15 protein-coding genes and 2 tRNA genes are annotated in these 17,546 nt (G+C 69.7%); 9 read left to right on the top strand and 8 right to left on the bottom strand.

What is annotated here, in order from left to right; translation table 11 throughout:
• Positions 1 to 58: 58 nt before the first annotated feature.
• The 3 genes from RVX_RS14380 to RVX_RS14370 form a co-directional block, all read right to left on the bottom strand.
• Positions 59 to 1,354 (bottom strand): serine dehydratase subunit alpha family protein, encoded by a 1,296-nt coding sequence (locus tag RVX_RS14380; RefSeq protein WP_116307896.1) that lies wholly within the window; start codon positions 1,352 to 1,354, stop codon positions 59 to 61.
• Between the two features lie 175 nt (positions 1,355 to 1,529).
• Positions 1,530 to 1,607, bottom strand: a tRNA-Glu gene (locus RVX_RS14375).
• A 6-nt stretch (positions 1,608 to 1,613) separates the two neighbouring features.
• Positions 1,614 to 1,688 (bottom strand) — tRNA-Gln (locus RVX_RS14370).
• 639 nt (positions 1,689 to 2,327) lie between these two features.
• On the opposite strand from RVX_RS14370, the gene RVX_RS14365 reads away from it, so the two are divergent.
• Positions 2,328 to 2,849, top strand: coding sequence for a GNAT family N-acetyltransferase (locus RVX_RS14365; RefSeq protein WP_116307895.1), 522 nt, complete (start codon positions 2,328 to 2,330; stop codon positions 2,847 to 2,849).
• A 75-nt stretch (positions 2,850 to 2,924) separates the two neighbouring features.
• The gene (rsgA, locus tag RVX_RS14360; protein WP_116308087.1) at positions 2,925 to 4,004 is read left to right on the top strand and encodes a ribosome small subunit-dependent GTPase A; all 1,080 of its coding nucleotides are present in this window, start codon (positions 2,925 to 2,927) and stop codon (positions 4,002 to 4,004) included.
• A 140-nt stretch (positions 4,005 to 4,144) separates the two neighbouring features.
• Here the strand turns inward: rsgA and RVX_RS14355 are convergent, their stop codons facing one another.
• Both RVX_RS14355 and RVX_RS14350 read right to left on the bottom strand, forming a co-directional pair.
• Entirely contained in the window at positions 4,145 to 5,854 is a 1,710-nt protein-coding gene (locus RVX_RS14355) for a glutamine--tRNA ligase/YqeY domain fusion protein (protein ID WP_116307894.1), read from the bottom strand.
• Positions 5,855 to 6,039: 185 nt separating this feature from the next.
• The gene (locus RVX_RS14350; RefSeq protein ID WP_116307893.1) at positions 6,040 to 7,680 is read right to left on the bottom strand and encodes an ATP-binding protein; all 1,641 of its coding nucleotides are present in this window, start codon (positions 7,678 to 7,680) and stop codon (positions 6,040 to 6,042) included.
• A gap of 401 nt (positions 7,681 to 8,081) precedes the next feature.
• Between RVX_RS14350 and RVX_RS14345 the strand changes: the two genes are divergently transcribed.
• The 6 genes from RVX_RS14345 to RVX_RS14320 all read left to right on the top strand — a co-directional run bounded on the left by RVX_RS14345 (position 8,082) and on the right by RVX_RS14320 (position 13,600).
• Positions 8,082 to 8,969: a branched-chain amino acid ABC transporter permease gene (locus RVX_RS14345; RefSeq protein ID WP_172596664.1), complete on the top strand. Its 888-nt coding sequence runs from the start codon at positions 8,082 to 8,084 to the stop codon at positions 8,967 to 8,969.
• On the top strand, positions 8,966 to 10,057 hold the full coding sequence (locus tag RVX_RS14340) for a branched-chain amino acid ABC transporter permease (RefSeq protein ID WP_116307891.1): 1,092 nt from the start codon (positions 8,966 to 8,968) through the stop codon (positions 10,055 to 10,057). Before RVX_RS14345 ends, RVX_RS14340 begins: the two co-directional genes overlap by 4 nt.
• Complete coding sequence (locus RVX_RS14335; protein WP_116307890.1) at positions 10,054 to 10,833, top strand: ABC transporter ATP-binding protein; 780 nt, start codon at positions 10,054 to 10,056, stop codon at positions 10,831 to 10,833. The genes RVX_RS14340 and RVX_RS14335 overlap by 4 nt, the downstream gene beginning before the upstream one ends.
• Entirely contained in the window at positions 10,826 to 11,620 is a 795-nt protein-coding gene (locus tag RVX_RS14330) for an ABC transporter ATP-binding protein (protein ID WP_116307889.1), read from the top strand. The genes RVX_RS14335 and RVX_RS14330 overlap by 8 nt, the downstream gene beginning before the upstream one ends.
• Positions 11,620 to 12,297 carry a GntR family transcriptional regulator gene (locus tag RVX_RS14325; RefSeq protein WP_116307888.1) on the top strand — a complete coding sequence of 226 codons (678 nt, stop codon included), beginning with the start codon at positions 11,620 to 11,622 and terminating at the stop codon, positions 12,295 to 12,297. The genes RVX_RS14330 and RVX_RS14325 overlap by 1 nt, the downstream gene beginning before the upstream one ends.
• A 91-nt stretch (positions 12,298 to 12,388) precedes the next feature.
• Positions 12,389 to 13,600 carry an ABC transporter substrate-binding protein gene (locus RVX_RS14320; RefSeq protein WP_116307887.1) on the top strand — a complete coding sequence of 404 codons (1,212 nt, stop codon included), beginning with the start codon at positions 12,389 to 12,391 and terminating at the stop codon, positions 13,598 to 13,600.
• Positions 13,601 to 13,620: 20 nt separating this feature from the next.
• On the opposite strand, the gene RVX_RS14315 is transcribed toward RVX_RS14320, so the two are convergent.
• The gene (locus RVX_RS14315; protein WP_420192356.1) at positions 13,621 to 13,749 is read right to left on the bottom strand and encodes a hypothetical protein; all 129 of its coding nucleotides are present in this window, start codon (positions 13,747 to 13,749) and stop codon (positions 13,621 to 13,623) included.
• 421 nt (positions 13,750 to 14,170) lie between these two features.
• On the opposite strand from RVX_RS14315, the gene RVX_RS14310 reads away from it, so the two are divergent.
• Positions 14,171 to 16,246 carry a sensor domain-containing diguanylate cyclase gene (locus RVX_RS14310; RefSeq protein ID WP_230404792.1) on the top strand — a complete coding sequence of 692 codons (2,076 nt, stop codon included), beginning with the start codon at positions 14,171 to 14,173 and terminating at the stop codon, positions 16,244 to 16,246.
• Here RVX_RS14310 and RVX_RS14305 read toward each other — a convergent pair.
• Both RVX_RS14305 and RVX_RS14300 read right to left on the bottom strand, forming a co-directional pair.
• On the bottom strand, positions 16,233 to 16,592 hold the full coding sequence (locus RVX_RS14305) for a DMT family protein (RefSeq protein WP_116307885.1): 360 nt from the start codon (positions 16,590 to 16,592) through the stop codon (positions 16,233 to 16,235). The genes RVX_RS14310 and RVX_RS14305 overlap by 14 nt on opposite strands.
• Positions 16,593 to 16,927: 335 nt before the next feature.
• Positions 16,928 to 17,305: a hypothetical protein gene (locus RVX_RS14300; RefSeq protein ID WP_116307884.1), complete on the bottom strand. Its 378-nt coding sequence runs from the start codon at positions 17,303 to 17,305 to the stop codon at positions 16,928 to 16,930.
• Positions 17,306 to 17,546 lie beyond the last annotated feature (241 nt).

Raw genomic sequence — 17,546 nt, 5'->3', positions numbered from 1 at the left:
GTCGTGGTGACGCGGCCCGTCTTTCATTCGCAAGATGGGCGGCCGGTAACGTGCAGCCCTAGCGTACGCCGCGCTCCAGCAGGCGGATGATGGCCACGTCCACGGCGGCGAAGCCCAGGCTGGACACTTCGCCCAGCGAGCGTAGCGAGGCGCGGAAATCGGGCGAGACGATGCCCTCGGCCCCGGTCATGCCCGGCCCGTGCAGGGCCAGTTGCGCGGCGCTCCAGGCCTCCGCCGCGGCGGTGCCCACCTTCAGCGCGCAGCCGCCCTTGGCCCCGTCGCAGATCATGCCCATGACCGACGAGAACACCAGCGCCACGGCCTGTTCGGCTTGCGCGGGCGTGCCGTCCGCAAGGCGCACCAACGCGGCGGCGGCCCCGGCCCCGGCGGCCACGGCGCAGCCGCACAGCGGGGTAAGGCGGCCCGTGCGGGCCTTTACCGCGCCGGTGACCAGGTGCGACAGGGCCAGCGCGCGGGCCAGTTCCGCATCGCTGCGGCCCCAGGCGCGCGCGGCCAGGGCTGGGGGAATGATGGCGGTAAGGCCGTGGTTGCCGGACCCGGCGCTGCTCATGACCGGCTGGTTGGCCCCGGCCATGCGCACGTCGGCGGCGGCCGCCGTGGTGGCCTTCACGCGCGCGCCAATGTCCGGCGCACAGGTGTCCGCGCACTCCCCGCCGCGCAGGGCCATGCCCAAAGTATGCCCCACGGCGAGGCCCCACGGGCTGGCCAGCCCCTGTTCGGCCACGGCCAGGTTCATCTCCGCGCCGCGCAGCAGGTCGCGGGCGAGGTCGGCGTCGATGGCGTCGGCCCAGGCCCATAGGTCATCGAAGGCGGCGCGTTGCAGGTCGGCCATGTACGGGGGCAGGCTGTCGCCGCCCAGGGCGTCCTCCGCCCGGTAGACCACCTGTCCGTTGTGGCGCACCTCGGCCACGCGGTCGTGCCGCCCGGCCACCACGGCCACCACCAGGTGGCCGGGACGGTACAGTTCCGCCTCGGCGTACACCGTGGGCACGTCCTGCACGATTTCCTGCGTCACCGCGCCGCGCTCGGTCAGGGCACGGGCGGCGGCCACGTCGTCGGGGGTGACGGCGGCCAGCGCTTGCAGGCCCATGTCCGCGTCGCCCGCCAGCGCGCCCAGCGCCGAGGCCAGCATGTTGCCGCGCAGGCCCTGCGCCCCGGGAATGCCTACGGACTGGCCGTTCTTGTAGATGTTGGCCGAAAGACGCAGGTGGATGCGCTCCGGCGCGGCGGGCAGGTGGCGAGCGGCGGCTGCGGCGGCAAGGGCCACGGCCCCCGGTTCGGTGCAGCCCAGCGCGGGCTTCACTTCGGCGGCGAAAAAGGCGGTAATGTCCATGGGGCCTCCTGCTTGTGCGCGGGCGGCCGGAGGAGAAGGGGAGCGGACCGGCATGCCGCGCGGTGTGCGGGCGTGGATGGGGCGGCGGCGCGAGCCTGCGCTTGGTGCTTTCGCGGCGCGCCCCGCGCATACGCGAAAGGGGCCACGGCGAACCGTGACCCCTTTGATGGCGTGGTGGCGTTCCCAGGGGGATTTGAACCCCCGTCGACGGCGTGAAAGGCCGTTGTCCTAGGCCAGGCTAGACGATGGGAACGCATGTTGGCTGGGCTGCTAGGACTCGAACCTAGATTAGCGGAGCCAGAATCCGCCGTCCTGCCAATTGAACGACAGCCCAACAACGAGGTTGTGTATCTATCCGTCAGCCCTTCGGTTGTCAACGGGAAATGCGCGAGGGCCGTGCAATTTTTCTTTCATGTATGTAACATTCTGAAATTGCGGGATGAGACGTTGCCGTGCGGCTGCGGCGCATGGCCCGACGCGATGCCGGGGGCGGAAGGGCCGTCGCTCAGCCGGGGCTTTGCCAACGCGAAATTTCGTACTATGCTCGGCCTGTCCGCATCGGACACCCGGCGGATTGCCCCGCGCGCGGCCTTGACGGCTGCGGCGTTGCCCGTCCGGCACACGTCTTTCTGCTTGCAGGCGTACGCGCCGAGGTTTTTTTGCAGCGATTCGCACCAGAGATTGTCGCACCGGTTGTCGGCGAAAGCCGCACCCGGTAGGCGCGACGGCACGCCTTCCCCCGCCTGAGGGGAGACCTGCCCGCACGGGGCCGTTGTCCGGCTCCGCCCCATCCCGCCCTGCCGATTCCGTCCGATGTCATCGGATGGTGGTCTTTGCTTTCGTCCCGCAACCATCCTTCTGACGTTTCAAGGCCGATCTTTCGCCATGCGCGCCGCATGGCGGTCGTGCGCCGCCGGGCTGCCTGCCCGGTCCGCGCCCGTCATGTCGCGCGCCATACTTCAGGAGAGTCACAATGCACATCAGGGACGAACGCCCCGGCAACCAACAGGACAGCCGGGCCATCTCCCACATCGAATACACGGCCTTCAAGGGCCACCCCATGCACGCCCCCGGCGCGGAGCCCACGGAACACCGCATCGTCGAGCGGCTGCGCGCCAGCGGCTACCTGACCTTGTCCCTGCTGGCCGAGGTGAACGGAGACCCCGTGGGCCACGTGGCCCTTTCGCCCGCCGTGGTGGGGGCGGACCAGGCCGGCTGGCAACTGCTGGGGCCGGTGGGCGTGCTGCCACCCATGCAGGGCAGGGGCATCGGCTCCGCCCTGATCCGCGAGGCGTTGCGCCGCATGCGCGACTTTGGGGCCCTGGGCGTGGTGCTGGTGGGCGACCCCGGCTACTACACCCGTTTCGGCTTCGCCTGCGTGCCGGGCCTGCATTATCCGGGCGTGCCCGACCAGTACGTGCTGGCCGTGCGCTTCGGCCACCGGCTGCCGCAGGGCGGCATCATCGCCCACGCGGCCTTCGCGGAACAGGCCTAGCGCCAACAATGACAATCCGGAGGGGCCAAGGCACGCGCCCGGTCCTTCATGAGATATGGCATGAGGTATAGCATCATGTTGCAATCATATGGTTTTGATGCGTGGTTTGCCGCGCACGCGCCACACATGGCCATGGACGGCTGCGGCTTTGCCCGCGTCTGCGCCGTGGACCGGGGGGCGTACCGCATACGGGGCGAGGGGGGCGAGGTTCCGGCCGAACTGGCGGGCAGGCTTGCCTATCATGTGGACAGCCCCGCCGACCTGCCCTGCGTGGGCGACTGGGTAACGGCGCAGTGGCACAGCGACGGGACGGCGGCCATCATTCACCGGGTGTTCCCGCGCCGGACCATGCTGCGGCGCAAGACGGCAGGCGAAGGATCCGCCGTGCAGATGATCGCGGCCAACATCGACACGGCGTTCATCGTGCAATCGTGCCATTACGACTTCAACCCCGGCAGGCTGGAACGCTATCTGGTCATGCTGGCGGACGGGGGCGTGGAGCCTGTGGTGGTGCTGACCAAGACGGACCTGGTCACCCCGGACGATCTCTCGAACCTGCTGGCGGTGGTGGCCGCCGTCACGCCCGCGCGGGTGATTGCCCTCAGCAGCGTGACCGGGGCCGGGCTGGATGCGCTGCGCCAGGCGCTTGCGCCGGGCAGGACCTACTGCCTGCTCGGTTCGTCGGGCGTGGGCAAGACGACCCTGCTCAATCAGCTGACGAAAGGACAGGGCCAGGCGAGGGCCTTGGAAGGGCACGCGCATGCCACACGTGTTGTGAGCGCCACCGGAGAAGGCACCCACACCACCACCCGCCGCCAACTCACCATGCTGGATGGCGGCGCGCTGGTCGTGGACACGCCGGGCATGCGCGAGGTGGGCACCGTGGCCGGTGCGGACGGCGTGGACGGGGGATTCGCGGCCATCGCCCTGCTGGCGGACCACTGCCGCTACGCAGACTGCCGCCACGAACACGAGGCGGGCTGCGCCGTGCGGGCCGCCGTGGACCGTGGCGAACTGGCCGCCGAGCACTACCGCAACTACCTGAAACTGCGGAAAGAGGCCGAGTTCAACGAACTATCGCGGCTCGACCGGCGCAGAAAGGACAAGGCCTTCGGCAAGATGGTCAAATCGGTGAAAAAGCACATGGGGTACTGAGGTACTTTTGCTGTTGCTTCCCCCCTCTCTTCTCGGGGGGTGGGCAGACAGGGAACCTCGTCCTTCCCCTGAACAGAAACACCCCGGCGGGATGGCTCCCGCCGGGGTGTCGTGCATTCTTCCAGCTTCGGTCGGCGTGCTTACGCGCCTTCCTTCTTCTCGATCTTGGCCCAACTGTCGCGCAGGCCCACGGTGCGGTTGAACACCGGCTTGCCGGGGGTGCCGTCCTTGTCGGCGCAGAAGTAGCCAATGCGCTCGAACTGCACGCGGGTGCCGGGGGCCACGTCGGCCAGGGCCGGTTCCAGCATGGCGGTGACGGTCTTCAGCGAATCGGGATTCAGGTAGTCCAGGAAGGTCTTGCCTTCTTCCGCCGCGTTGGGGTTTTCCACGCTGAACAGGTGCTCGTACAGGCGCACTTGCGCGTGCAGGGCGTGCGCGGCGGACACCCAGTGGATGGTGCCCTTCACCTTGCGCCCGTCCTGCGACCAGCCGCCCTTGGTGGCCGGGTCGTAGGTGCAGCGCAGTTCCGTGATGTTGCCTTCCGCGTCCTTCACCACCTCGCGGCAGGTGATGTAGTAGGCGTAACGCAGCCGCACTTCCGCGCCGGGGGCCAGGCGGTGGTACTTTTTGGGCGGGTCTTCGCGGAAGTCGTCGCGCTCGATGTACAGCACCTTCGAGAAAGGCACCGTGCGCGAACCGTGCGACGCGTCTTCCGGGTGGTAGGGCATGTCGAAGGTTTCCACCTGGTCGTCGGGGTAGTTTTCGATGACGACCTTGATGGGGTCCAGCACGCCCATCACGCGCGGGGCGACCGCGTTCAGGTGTTCGCGCATGCAGAATTCCAGCAGCGAGAAATCCACCACCGAATCGGCCTTGGCCACGCCGATGCGGGCGCAGAAGTCCTGCAACGCCTCTGGCGTGACGCCCCGGCGGCGCAGCCCGCTGATGGTGGGCATGCGCGGGTCGTCCCAGCCGTTCACGTAGCCGCCCTCCACAAGCTGGATCAGCTTGCGCTTGGACAGCACGGTGTAGGTCAGGTTCAGCCGGGCGAATTCCAACTGCTGCGGGTGGTAGATGCCCAGGGTGTCCAGCGTCCAGTCGTAGAGTTCGCGGTTGTTCACGAACTCCAGCGTGCAGATGGAGTGGGTGATGCCCTCTATGGAATCCGAGATGCAGTGCGTGTAGTCGTACATCGGGTAGATGCACCACGCATCGCCGGTGCGGTGGTGATGGGCGTGGCGGATGCGGTACAGCGTGGGGTCGCGCATGACCACGTTGGGAGAGGCCATGTCGATCTTGGCGCGCAGCACGTGTTCGCCGTCCTTGAACTCGCCCGCGCGCATGCGCCGGAACAGGTCCAGGTTTTCCTCCACGCTGCGGTTGCGGTAGGGGCTTTCCGTGCCGGGGGCGGTGAGTGTGCCGCGATGCTCGCGGATTTCGTCGGCCGACAGGCTGTCCACGTAGGCCTTGCCCGCCAGGATCAGCTGTTCCGCGTGCTGGTAGAGCTGCTCGAAATAGTCGGAGGCGTAGAATTCGCGGCCTTGCCAGTCGCCGCCAAGCCACTTCACGTCCTCGCGGATGGAATCCACGTATTCCTGGCTTTCCTTCAGCGGGTTGGTGTCGTCGAAGCGCAGGTTGCACTTGCCGCCGAATTCCCGCGCCACCCCGAAGTTGAGGCAGATGGACTTGGCGTGCCCGATGTGCAGGTAGCCGTTGGGTTCCGGGGGAAAGCGGGTGTGCACCCGGCTGTCGAAGCGGCCGCTGGCGTTGTCCGCCGTAATCAGCGTGCGGATGAAGTCGAGACCCGGCTCGGCCTTGCGGTCGGGCTCGCTGGCGTTGTGATCGCTCATGATCGTGCGTTCCTGCTGGGGGTTTTCCGGCGGCCGTTCAGGCGGTCCGTCCGGGACGCGAAGAAAGATGCGGCACGATACGGGAAGTGGTGTGCCCGGTCAATTCAGGCCAATTTGGGCCAATGCGGCGCGGCAGGGCAGCGGCGGCGGGTTTGCGGCACGGGTGGTGGCAGGGCCGCCGGGCGTCATTCCGGCGGCGCGCCGTTGCCGCGCAGGCGGCGCATGACCTGCGAAAGGGCCAGCCTGCGGCTGGTGGGGCCCATGCGCACGTAGAATTCCTCTTCCTTGCCGGTGTGCAGGATGGCCGGTTCCGTGGCGGGGTCGCATTCCACCAGCAGCAGCTGTTCGCCGTCCAGCACGCGCACCGTGAAGCGCACGTGGGGCTGGTGCTCCACGCCGATGTGCTGGGCCAGCAGCGCGCTGAAGTGGCGCAGCACGTGGTCCGCGTCCTCAAAGCCGTCGGGCGCGAGGCCCAGCACTTGTCCCCGGTCGTCCACGCCCACGGCCAGGGTGCCGCCGTCGGTGTTCAGGAAGGCGGCCACGGTCTTCAGGGCGGCCAGTTCTATCTCCTTGCCGTGCTTGCCGCTGGAAAGGTTGTGCCGCAGGGTGGACTTGAATTCCAGGCGGTCGCTTTCGCCCCCGGCCAGCAGCCCGCGCAGGGCCTCGTCGGACATGGGGGCGCTGGCGTCCGGCCCGACGGCGCGCTGTCGGCGGGCATGCACCCACCATGCGCCCAGCAGCACGCCCAGCCCGCCGCACGCCAGCAGCAGGGGGATGGCGGCGTCGCGCAGCAGCATGTGCAGCAGCAATCCCTGCGGCAGGGCAACCCCGGCGAAGGTCCGGGTGCCGGAATCGGTGAGGGGCGAAAGGTGTGCCCACCAGCGGCCCCCCTGCGCGTTGAACGTAAACGCGGCGTCGCCCGGCGTGCCCGCCGCGCGCCACGCCGCAAGCGCGGCCTCGCGCACGGGGTCGCCATCCTCGGCCAGGGATGCCGTCTCGTGGGGGGGGTGCCCTTCGCCGCGCGGCGAAGTGACCAGCACCCGCGCGCCTTCGGGCAGCCCCTGGGCGAGGGAGGCCAGCAGGTCGTTCACCCGGAAGCTGTAGCCCATGTAGCGCGGCCCGCCGTCTTGTCGGCAGCGCGCATCGACCACGGCGGTCAAGGCCGCGCCGTCGGCCGTGGGCTTTCCGGGGGCTGCGGCAGCGCCGCTTGCCGGGGCGCTTGCGGTGGGCAAGGGGTGCACGTCGGTCCAGGCGGCGGCCGTGTTCCGACCGGAGGCGGGGCGGGCCGCCTGCGTGTCCGTGGCTGCGGCCATGCGGCGGCACAACTCGCCGGTGGCCGGGAACATGGTGGATGCGGGGCCGGGCGGGGCGGCGCCGGTATGGATGCGCTGCCACGGGGTTTCCCGCCCGCCGTCCTTGGCAGCCGGGCTGTCTTTGTCGGGGCCATCAGGGCCGCGCACGTACAGCAGCATGCCGCCGTTGGCGCGCACGGCCATGGCCAGCAGGCCCGCGCCGTCGCACACGGTGGCGGCGTCCACGCCGGGGTTGTTGTCCAGCGAGGAAAGCGCCAGTTCCCGCGCGTCCGCCGGGGTGGGGCGGCCCGGTGCGGCCGCGGCCAGCAGGTCGCCGGTGAGTTGCAGCGCGGTTATGGCCGGGGCCACGCGCAGCAGCAGCCGTTGGCGCAGGTTCTGTCCCTGCTCCGCCACGGTGCGCGCGTTGAATTCGCTGGTGGCCAGCCAGCCCCCCAGCAACAGGAGCAGGGCTGCGGTCGCCACGGCCAGGGTGACGGCAAGGGGGGTGGAGAGTCTGGGGCGCGGCATGGGCATGACAGGTCCGTTGTGCGGGGTGCGACGGGGCTGCGCAGTGCAGGTTGCCTTAAGTGTAGCGCGCGGCACGCGGTGCGCGCAACGGGACGCGCCGGTTTCTAATGCCGCGCTCCTATGGTGTGCACGGCGTTCGCGGCCGCGCGTGTCCCCCCCCCGTCCGTAGCGGAGTGCCATGCCGATGCGGACGGGGGGCGTCTTAAGTGCACGCTGGGTACGTCTTTTTTTGGGGGGGAGCTTGGGGACGCGTCTGGGGACGCGTATGGGGACGCGCCTGAAAAGCTGCCAGCAATGCTGGATTGACCTTGTTTTGTATTTTGTATACGGTATGCAGATGGCCGACCCCGTATGCCCGGCCGTTTCGCATGCGGCCCCGCCGCCCCTTCAACCGGACGCACATCTTCATGCCGCCAGACGCCATCAACGCCCTCGCGCAGTACACCGTCAGCGGGCTGACCACCGGGTCGGTCTACGCGCTGCTGGCGCTGGGCTACAGCCTCATCTTCAACGCCACGGGCATCGTCAACTTTACCCAGGGCGACTTTTTGAGTCTTGGGGGGCTTGTGCTGTACAGCCTGCTGGTCGGGCAGGGGCTGCCCATTGTCGCGGCCTTTCCCGCCACCATCGCCATCGTGGCCTTGGCGGGCGCGCTGGTGGAGCGGGTGTGCCTGCGCCCGGCCCGCAGCCGCCAGATGATCATCCTGATCTTCATCACCATGGCCGCCTCCACGCTCATGCGCGGGCTGATGAAGCAGGGCTGGGGCAAGCTGCCCCTGGCCCTGCCGCCGCTTTCGCCCGACGTGCCCTTTCGCCTGCTGGGCGCGGTGCTGACCCCGCAGAACCTGTGGGTGATGGGCATGACCCTGTGCGGCATCGCGGCGCTGGCCTGGTTCTTTCGCGCCACGGTGACCGGCAAGGCCATGCGCGCCGCGGCGGCAGATCCGCGCACCGCCCGGCTGATGGGGGTGGAGGTGGAGCGGCTGACCACGCTGTCCTTCGCCTTTGCCGGGGCGCTGGGGGCATTGGGTGGCATGCTCATCACGCCCATCACCTCGCTTTCCTACGATATCGGCCTGATGTTGGGGCTGAAGGGCTTTGCCGCCGCCGTGCTGGGCGGCTACGGCAGCTTTGCCGGGGCCGTGGCGGGCGGGGTGCTGCTGGGGCTGTTCGAAAGCTACGGCGCGGGCTACGTGACCAGCGCCTACCGCGACGTGTTGGTGTTCGGTCTGCTCATTCTCGTGCTGTTCGTGCGGCCGCAGGGGTTGTTCGGCGCCACCGGGAGGCGCGCATGACCGCCCCTGGAACCGCGAAGGCCAACGGTGCCGCGCCTGTGCCCGCTTCCCACGGCGCTTCCGGCCGTCACCCGCTGCTCACCCCGCCCGCCCGCCGCTTCGCGCGGGGGTGGCTGGCCCTGGCCGTGGCCGTGGCGCTGCTGCCGCTGGCCCTGCGCTCCGGCTACCAGTTCACCGTGCTCAACGTGGTGGCGGTGAACCTCATCGTGGTCACCGGGCTTAACCTGCTGATGGGCTACGCCGGGCAGATCAGTTACGGCCACGCCGCGTTCTTCGGCATGGGGGCCTACGGCAGCGCCATCCTTTCCGCCACCCACGGGGTGGACCCGTGGCTGGCCATGGGCGTTTCCGCCTGCGGGGTGGCCGTGGCCGCCGCCGTGGTGGGGGTGCCCACCCTGCGTCTGAAGGGCAACTACCTGGTCATGGCCACGCTGGGCTTCAACCTCATCGTGGACGTGATCCTGGTGCAGTGGAGCGAGGTCACCGGCGGTTCCAGCGGCTTCGTGGGCGTGCCCCCGCTGTCCGTGGCGGGCTTCTCGTTCGACACCGACCGCTCGTTCTACTGGCTGGCCTGGGGCGTGGCGCTGCTGCTGCTCATCCCCGCGCGCAACCTTGTGCACTCGCCAGTGGGGCGCGCCCTGCGGGCCATCCACGATTCCGAGCCGGGGGCAGAGGCCTGCGGCGTGCCCACGGCCAGCTACAAGGTGCAGGTGTTCGTGCTGTCGGCCGTGTTCGCCTCGCTGGCCGGGTCGCTGCACGCGCATTACCTGGGCATCGTGGCCCCCAAGACCTTCGACATCTTCAAGTCTGTGGAGTTCGTGACCATGTGCCTCATCGGCGGCATGGGGTCGCTGTGGGGCGGGCTGGCCGGGGCGCTGCTGCTCACGGTGCTGCCCCAGATGCTGGGGGTGTTCGAGGAACACCACGACCTGATCTTTGGCGCGATTTTGCTGGTCATGCTCATCTTCATGCCGCGCGGGGTCTCGCCCTGGCTGCGCGGGATGGCGGACAGGATGCGGCGCGGGGACGGTGACGGGTCGGGCGGCGCGCCGGGCACAGCCCCGCAAGGCGGGGAGGCCCGGCCATGAGCCTGCTTGCGGTACGCGACCTTTCCGTGGCCTTTGGCGGCATCCGCGCGCTGGACGCGGCCAGCTTCACGGCGCGGGCCGGGGCCATCACCGCGCTCATCGGCCCCAACGGGGCGGGCAAGACCACCCTGGTCAACTGCGTGACCGGCATGGTCCGCCCCGATTCCGGCAACGTGACCTTCGACGGGCGGGACATCACCGGCATGGCGGCCCACCGCCTGCCGCGCCTGGGCCTTGCCCGCACCTTCCAGCATTTGCGGGTGTTCGGCTCCATGAGCCTGCTGGAAAACGTCATGGTGGGGCTTCACGGCCACGTGCGCACCGGCATGCTGGCCAGCATGCTGCGCCTGCCCGGCGTGCGCCGCACCGAACGGGCCATGCGCGACGCGGCCCTGCGGGCGCTGGATTTCACGGGGCTTTCCGGCCGGGCCGACGAACCCGCCGGGCTCTTGCCCTACGGCGACCAGAAGCGGCTGGTGCTGGCCCGCGCCCTGGTGGGCGACCCGCGCATGATCCTGCTGGACGAGCCGGTGGCGGGCCTGAACCCGGCGGAAACCCACGAGATGGGCGGGCTGATCCTGGCCCTGCGCGCACGCGGGGTGGCCGTGCTGCTCATCGAGCACGACATGTCGCTGGTCATGCGCGTGAGCGACGCCGTGGTGGTGCTGTGCTCCGGCGCCAAGATCGCCGAGGGCGCGCCCGGCGAGGTGAAACGCAACCCCGAAGTGGTCAACGCCTACCTGGGCGGGGGCGAGGAGTTCGGCCTGCATGCTTGAGGTGCGCGACGTTTCCTTTTCCTACGGCGGCGCGAAGGTGCTGTTCGACGTGTCCCTTTCCGTGGGCGCGGGCGAGGCGGTGTGCCTGCTGGGCATGAACGGCGCGGGCAAGACCACGCTGCTCTCGCTCATCAGCGGCCTTGCGCGCCCGGCCTCCGGGTCCATCCTGCTGGACGGCAACCCGTTGCCCCCGCGCCCGGCGGGCATCGTGGCCGCCGGGGTGGTGCAGGTGCCCGAGGGGCGGCGGGTGTTCACCCAGCTTTCGGTGCGCGAGAACCTGGAAATGGGCGCGTACCTGCGCCTGAAGCGGGGCGGCCGCGCGGAACGGGCGGCGGTGGCCGACGACCTGGCCCGCATGCTGGACCTGTTTCCCGTGCTTGGCGAGCGCAGCGGACAGCCTGCGGGCAACCTTTCCGGCGGCGAGCAGCAGATGCTGGCCATGGGCCGCGCCCTGATGGCCCGGCCGCGTCTGCTGCTGCTGGACGAACCCAGCCTGGGCCTTGCGCCCAAGGTGACGGCGGCCATCTTCCGGGTGGTGCGCGACCTGCCCGCCATGGGCTGCTCGGTGCTGCTGGTGGAACAGAACGCGCTGGGCGCGCTGGCCATCTGCAACCGGGGGTACATCATCACCAGCGGGCAGATCCGCTTTTCCGGCACATCCGCCGACATACTTTCCGACGAGCTGCTGCGCGAGGCGTTTCTCGGTCCCGTTAACGGAGAGGCCGGGACTGCGGACGGAATGCGGGACGACACGCGGGGCGGCAGCGCCACGCAGGAGGGCAACTGATGGCGAGACTGGTCAAGCAGTCGCTGGGGCAGGAAGTGACGCGCATGCTCAAGCGCATGATCATCGACGGCGAGCTGGAGCCTGGCCAGCGGCTGGTTGAGGACCGCCTGGCGGCGGAGCTGGGCATCAGCCGCACGCCGCTGCGCGAGGCCCTGCACCGGCTGGAGCAGGAGGGTCTGCTGCAGAAGCGCTCCGCCGGGGGCTACGTGCTGCGCCCCTTCGACGCCGAAGAAGTGGAAGAGGCGGTGCAGGTGCGGGCCCTGCTGGAAGCGCGCGTGGCCGCGCTGGCCGCGCGCCGGGCAACGCCGGAACAGGTGGCGGCGCTGCGCGCCAACCTGGCCGCGTTTGGCGAGGCGGCGGCCGGGGCCGACGTGGCCCGGCTGGCCGAACTGAACGCCGAATTCCACCTGCTGTTGCGGGCGGCGGGCGGCTCGCTGTTGCTGGCCCGCCTGCTGGACGAAATCGAAGGAGTGGTTGAACGCATCATCCGCGCGCTGGTGCCCCTGCGCGAGGCCGGGGAATGGTCGGATGACGACCACGCCCGCATCGTGGCCGCCGTGGAGGCGGGCGACGCGGATGCGGCCGCCGAGGCCATGCGCATCCACGTGCTGCACGGCGGCGAGGCGGTGCTGGACACCCTGCGCCACGCCGAAGGCGAAACCCCGCCGCTGAAATGACCCACACGCGCCGCCGTGGCCCTGGCCGAGGGCGGCGCGCAACCATGCACCCATGCGTCGCCCCCCGCGCCGTGTGGGAGAGGAGATTCGCATGAACTTCGCGACCATGTTCCGCAAGGCATGCCGCCTTGCCGCCCTTGCCGTTCCGGCGCTGGCGCTGGGCGCGGGCCTGCCCGCCGCCCCCGCGCGGGCGGCCGAACCGGTGAAGATCGGCGCGTTCTTCGCCCTGTCCGGCCCCACCGCGCCCGTGGGCACCCCCACCAAGCTGGTGGCCCAGATGTTCGTGGACAAGGTGAACAAGGAGGGCGGCATCAACGGCCGTCCCATCGAACTGGTGCTGGGCGACACCGAGGGCGACCCCACCAAGGCGGTGCTGACCTTCAAGCGCTTCGTCAGCGAGGAAAAGGTGGTGGCCGTCATCGGGCCCACCCGCACCGACGAGGGCATGGCCGTGAAGCGCCAGATCGAGTCCGCCGGGATACCCACGGTGATGACCGTGGGCGGCGACCCGGTGATCATGGAAGGCAAGGTGGGCAACATGGACTTCGGCAGCGCCCGCCATGTCTTCAAGTCGCCCCAGCGGTCGTCCACGGCGGTGCGCAAGGTGCTGGGACACCTGAAGAAGCATGAACTGACCAAAGTGGCCCTGCTGCTTTCGGGCGACAACTTCGGGCAGGACGGCGAACGCTGGCTGCGCTCGCTGGCCCCGGAATACGGCGTGGAGATCGTGGGCGCGGAACAGTTCAAGCCCACCGACGTGGACATGAAGACCCAGCTCACCGCGCTGGCGGGCAAGGGTCCGCAGGCGGTGATCTGCTGGACCATCGGACCCGCCGGGTCCATCGTGTCCAAGAACCATCACGCCCTGGGTCTGACCATGCCCCTGCTGCAATGCCACGGCCTGCCCGACCCGGCCTACATCAAGCTGGCGGGCGAGGCTGCCGAGGGAGACCTGATGCCCGCCACCAAGCTGATGACCTGGGAAGCCCTGCCCGACGGCGACCCGCAGAAGAAGGTCATCGCCGAATTCGTGCGCCTGTATCGCGACGAGTACAAGTACGACGCGCAGTACCCCATCAACACCCACTCCGGCTACGCGTGGGACGCCCTGCTGCTGCTGGTGGAAGCCATGCGCAAGGTGGGCACGGAACCGGCAAAGGTGCGCGACGCGCTGGAGGCCACCAAGGGCCTCGTGGGCGTGAGCGGCGTGTTCAACCTTGGCCCGCAGGATCACAACGGCCTGGGAGAGGATTCCATGGTCATGCTGCAGGTGAAGGGCGGAAAGTTCGTGATGGTGGAATAGACGAAGCGTAGTTCGTGACGCTACATGGCGGCGCGCGGGAAGGGTGGCCCCTTTCCGCGCGCTTTCGCGTAGTCCGTGTTGTTCGGGCTTTCCGCCCCGTCCGCCCCGTCCGCCCCGTCCGCCTCGTCCGTGTCGACCACGCTGGCCATGTTTTCCGGCCATGCCCCGTTTTGTCCGCTTTTGCAGAGCCCTGCGCCGTCCTGCCGGATTCTGCCGCACCTCCTCGGATCGGGTGAAAGGGGGTGCACCGGCATTATAACGGGTTTGCGTATCTTCACCGGAGAGGTCATAGAATACCGCACCAGAGGGAGGCGGCAGATGGTGCGCGGTGTGAAGCGGGCGATGCCCGGCGGACAAGGAGCCGATGCGACCGGCGCGACTGGCGCGACTGGCGCGAAGCGCGGCGTCGCGCGTGGCGGCGCGCCAGAGTCTGTTCGTGACGTTCCGCCCGTTTCGCCAGTGGTAGAGCCATCCCCGGCCGACCCGCCATCTCCGGCCGCTGGCCCCCCTGTTTCCTCCGCCTGTCCTCCCCAATCCCCCCCGTCCCTTCCGTTATCCCTGTCGCCGGGCGTGTCCCTGTACGAACAGCTTTTCCAACGCCATTCCGCGGTGATGCTGCTGGTGGACGCCGAGGCGGGGTGCATCATCGAGGCCAATCCTGCCGCGGCCGCCTTTTACGGCCACCCGGCCGAACGGCTTTGCGGCATGTCCATTCAAGACATCAGCACCCTGCCTGTCGCCGAGCAGACCGCCCGGCTGGCCGATCTGTGCGGGGGACGGGTGACGCGCTTCGTCTCGCGTCACCGGCTGGCCTCGGGCGAGGTGCGCGAGGTAGAGGTGCATTCCGTACCCGTGCGGCTTTTCGACCGCACGCTGTTGTACAGCATCATCCACGACATCACTGACCGGGCCCGGGCCGAGGAGGCCCTGCGCCGCAGCGAACAGCACCTGGAAATGATCCTGGACGGCGCGGGCATCGGCAACTTCAGTTGGGACGTGGCTGGCGACCAGGTGGCCTGCGACACCCGCTGGGGCGAGGTGCTGGGCCTGGGGCGCGTGGAGTGCGCACCGTTGATGGCGTCGTGGCGGGCGCTGGTGCACCCGGACGACCTGTCGGGCCTGGATCGGGCGCGGCAACGGCATCTTTCCGGCCTTTCGCAGCGCTACGAAGCCGAATACCGCGTGCAGGGTTCGGACGGAACGTGGCGCTGGGTTCAGGATACCGGACGGGTGGTGGAGCGCGCCGAAGACGGGTCGCCCCTGCGGGTGGCGGGCATCGTGCGCGACGTGTCCGGTCGGCGGCGCGCCGAGGAGGACCGGCGGCGGCTGTTCAGCCTGTCGCCCGACCTTATGGCCATCGGCGGCCTGGACGGCTATTTCCGCGAGGTGAACCCCGCGTGGCAGGCGGTGCTGGGCTGGTCCAAGGAAGAACTGCTGGACCGGCCATGGGTGTCGCTGGTGCATCCGGACGACCAGGAGACCACCGCGCAGGCCATGCAGCAACTGCTGCGCGACGGCGTGCTGACCGGCGTGGAGAACCGCTACCTGTGCCGCGACGGTTCCTGGCGCTGGATATCGTGGAATTCCGCCGCCGTGCCCGATCAGGGGCTGATCTACGGCGTGGGACGCGACGTCACCGCCACCCGCCGCGCGGCGGAAGAGTTGCGCGCCAGCGAGGCGCGGCTGCGGGCCATCGCTTCCACGGTGCCGGGGGTGGTCTTCCAGTGGCGCGAGTCGCTCGGCGAGCGGCGGTTCACCTACGTCAGCCCGCGCAGCCGCGAGATACTGGGCATCGAGCCCGAAGCATTGCAGCACGACTGGCAGGCCCTGCCGGTGCACCCGGCGGACCGCACGGTGTGGGAACTTTCGCTGCGCGACGCGGCCGAACGGCGCGGCGACTGGGTGTTCGAGGGGCGGCTGACACTGCCCGACGGCGAGGTGCGCTGGTGGCGGGGCGAGGCCAAGCCCGTGCACGCGGGATACGGCGCGGGCCTGCCCGACGGGGACGATGACGGACACGGCATCGTCTATTGCGGCATCATCACCGACACCACCGAACACCGCGAGGCGCAGGAACGGCTGCGCCAGATGGCCACCACCGACGGACTGACCGGGCTGGCCAACCGCAGGCGGTTCCTGGAGGCGCTGGAACACGAGGTGCAGCGCCACCGCCGCTACGGCACGCCGCTGGCCCTGGTCTCCATCGACGTGGACCGCTTCAAGCGGGTCAACGACACCTGGGGCCATGCCGTGGGCGACGAGGTGCTGCGGGCGCTGGCGGCCATCTGCCGGGCCGAGGTGCGCGACGTGGACACCGTGGGGCGCATCGGGGGCGAGGAATTCGCCGTGCTGCTGCCGGACACCGCGCCCGAGGAGGCCATGGCCGTGGCGGAACGGCTGCGGTACGCCGTGGAGGCCGCGCCCCTGCTGACGTCCGGCGGGCCGCTTACCGTCACCCTGAGCCTGGGCGTTGCCGCAAGCCCGCCCTGCGACGGGGCCGATGGGCTGCTGCGCGAGGCGGACAGGGCGCTCTACCGGGCCAAGGCGGGAGGCCGCAACCGGGTGGAGCGCGCCTTCGACCTGCCAGGTGCTTGCGGACCGGGCGGACAGGGCGACGAGGCCGATTCCCTGCTCACCATTCCTTGAAGATGAAGAACGTGGCCACCACTATCAGGCCAAACCCCACAAGATAGTTCCACTTCAGCGGCTCGCCCAGGTAGAGCACCGAGAAGACCATGAACACGGAGAGCGAGATGATCTCCTGGATGGTCTTCAGCTCTGCCGCGTTGTAGTGGCCGTACCCGGCGCGGTTGGCGGGCACCTGCAGGCAGTACTCGAAGAAGGCGATGCCCCAGCTTGCCAGTATGGCCACCATGAGCGGCGTGGCCCGGAACTTCAGGTGGCCGTACCAGGCGAAGGTCATGAACACGTTGGAAAGCAGCAGCAGGCCAATGGTGACCACCGGCACGGGCAGCGTGGAAGGGACGGGCATGGGAAGGCTCCGGTTGCGGGGCGCGCGTAGGCGCGCGGGGTGTTCGGCCAGGCGGGGCGGCAAGCCCCGTTGACCCGCCGCCTTTTCGCATGCGGCACGGCGGCTGGCAAGACGCGGGGAATTGCGTGGCGGGAACGGGGAGGGGGGAGCGGACGGGAGCGGATAGGCCGGATGCGCGTGCCGTGGAGCGCCAGTCGATGGCAGCCCTGACGCGGGGGCGGGCGGACCACCCGCCCCGGGGCATGCAACGATGCGGGGCCGCCGACCTTCACCGGTCGGCGGCCCCTGTCCGTCGTCACCATGCGCCGCCGGACACCCGGCGGCGCGTCCGGGTGCTATTGGGCGGGAGCGGGGGGCGCGGGGCGGTCGTCCTTGCGGTCGTCGCGGCGCTCCTTGCGATCATCCTTGCGGTCGTCACGCTGGTCGCGGCGATCGTCCTTGCGCTCCATGTGCTGGTCGCGGCGATCGTCGCGGCGCTCCATGCGGTCGTCCTTGCGGCCGTCGCGCTGTTCCCTGCGGTCATCCTTGCGTTCCATGCGCTGGTCCTGCCGGTTGTCCTGCCGCGGGTCCTGGCGGTCGTCCCTGCGCTCCTTGCGCAGGTCGGGGCGATCGGTGGGGGGCGTGGCGTCATCGGCCATCGCGGGCAGGACGGGCAGGGCAACGGCGGCGGCAAGGGCAAGCGAGGTGAACAGGGTGGTCGTTTTTTTCAACATGGCGGTTCTCCTTCATGAAAACCGGGGGGAATGCGCCGCGGTTGCGGCGGCTGATGGCGTTGGGCCTCCGGTCCCGGCGCGCACCGGGAAACCGGAAGCGCCGACGGGGCCGCGCGTGCCGGACACACCGGCACGACGAGGCGCATATCGCGCCGAACCCGCGCGAAGTCAACGGCGGCGGGCCACAAGTTACATTTCGTAACACCCCGTTGCGCGGCGGCAATGAACCGCTGCGGAGCTG

It is taken from the genome of Nitratidesulfovibrio sp. HK-II (genome assembly GCF_003402415.2).
In the GTDB taxonomy this organism is placed as follows: domain Bacteria; phylum Desulfobacterota; class Desulfovibrionia; order Desulfovibrionales; family Desulfovibrionaceae; genus Cupidesulfovibrio.
This window is presented reverse-complemented; position numbering and strand designations above follow the sequence as displayed.

Excerpts from the sequence above, each read along its gene's own strand:
- RVX_RS14340 (WP_116307891.1), top strand. The coding sequence starts at position 8,966 with ATGACCGCCCCTGGAACCGCGAAGGCCAACGGTGCCGCGCCTGTGCCC.
- RVX_RS14330 (WP_116307889.1), top strand. The coding sequence starts at position 10,826 with ATGCTTGAGGTGCGCGACGTTTCCTTTTCCTACGGCGGCGCGAAGGTG.
- RVX_RS14345 (WP_172596664.1), top strand. The coding sequence starts at position 8,082 with ATGCCGCCAGACGCCATCAACGCCCTCGCGCAGTACACCGTCAGCGGG.
- RVX_RS14320 (WP_116307887.1), top strand. The coding sequence starts at position 12,389 with ATGAACTTCGCGACCATGTTCCGCAAGGCATGCCGCCTTGCCGCCCTT.
- RVX_RS14305 (WP_116307885.1), bottom strand. The coding sequence starts at position 16,592 with ATGCCCGTCCCTTCCACGCTGCCCGTGCCGGTGGTCACCATTGGCCTG.
- RVX_RS14335 (WP_116307890.1), top strand. The coding sequence starts at position 10,054 with ATGAGCCTGCTTGCGGTACGCGACCTTTCCGTGGCCTTTGGCGGCATC.
- RVX_RS14325 (WP_116307888.1), top strand. The coding sequence starts at position 11,620 with ATGGCGAGACTGGTCAAGCAGTCGCTGGGGCAGGAAGTGACGCGCATG.
- RVX_RS14365 (WP_116307895.1), top strand. The coding sequence starts at position 2,328 with ATGCACATCAGGGACGAACGCCCCGGCAACCAACAGGACAGCCGGGCC.
- rsgA (WP_116308087.1), top strand. The coding sequence starts at position 2,925 with ATGTTGCAATCATATGGTTTTGATGCGTGGTTTGCCGCGCACGCGCCA.
- RVX_RS14350 (WP_116307893.1), bottom strand. The coding sequence starts at position 7,680 with ATGCCCATGCCGCGCCCCAGACTCTCCACCCCCCTTGCCGTCACCCTG.
- RVX_RS14355 (WP_116307894.1), bottom strand. The coding sequence starts at position 5,854 with ATGAGCGATCACAACGCCAGCGAGCCCGACCGCAAGGCCGAGCCGGGT.
- RVX_RS14300 (WP_116307884.1), bottom strand. The coding sequence starts at position 17,305 with ATGTTGAAAAAAACGACCACCCTGTTCACCTCGCTTGCCCTTGCCGCC.
- RVX_RS14315 (WP_420192356.1), bottom strand. The coding sequence starts at position 13,749 with ATGGCCAGCGTGGTCGACACGGACGAGGCGGACGGGGCGGACGGGGCG.
- RVX_RS14380 (WP_116307896.1), bottom strand. The coding sequence starts at position 1,354 with ATGGACATTACCGCCTTTTTCGCCGCCGAAGTGAAGCCCGCGCTGGGC.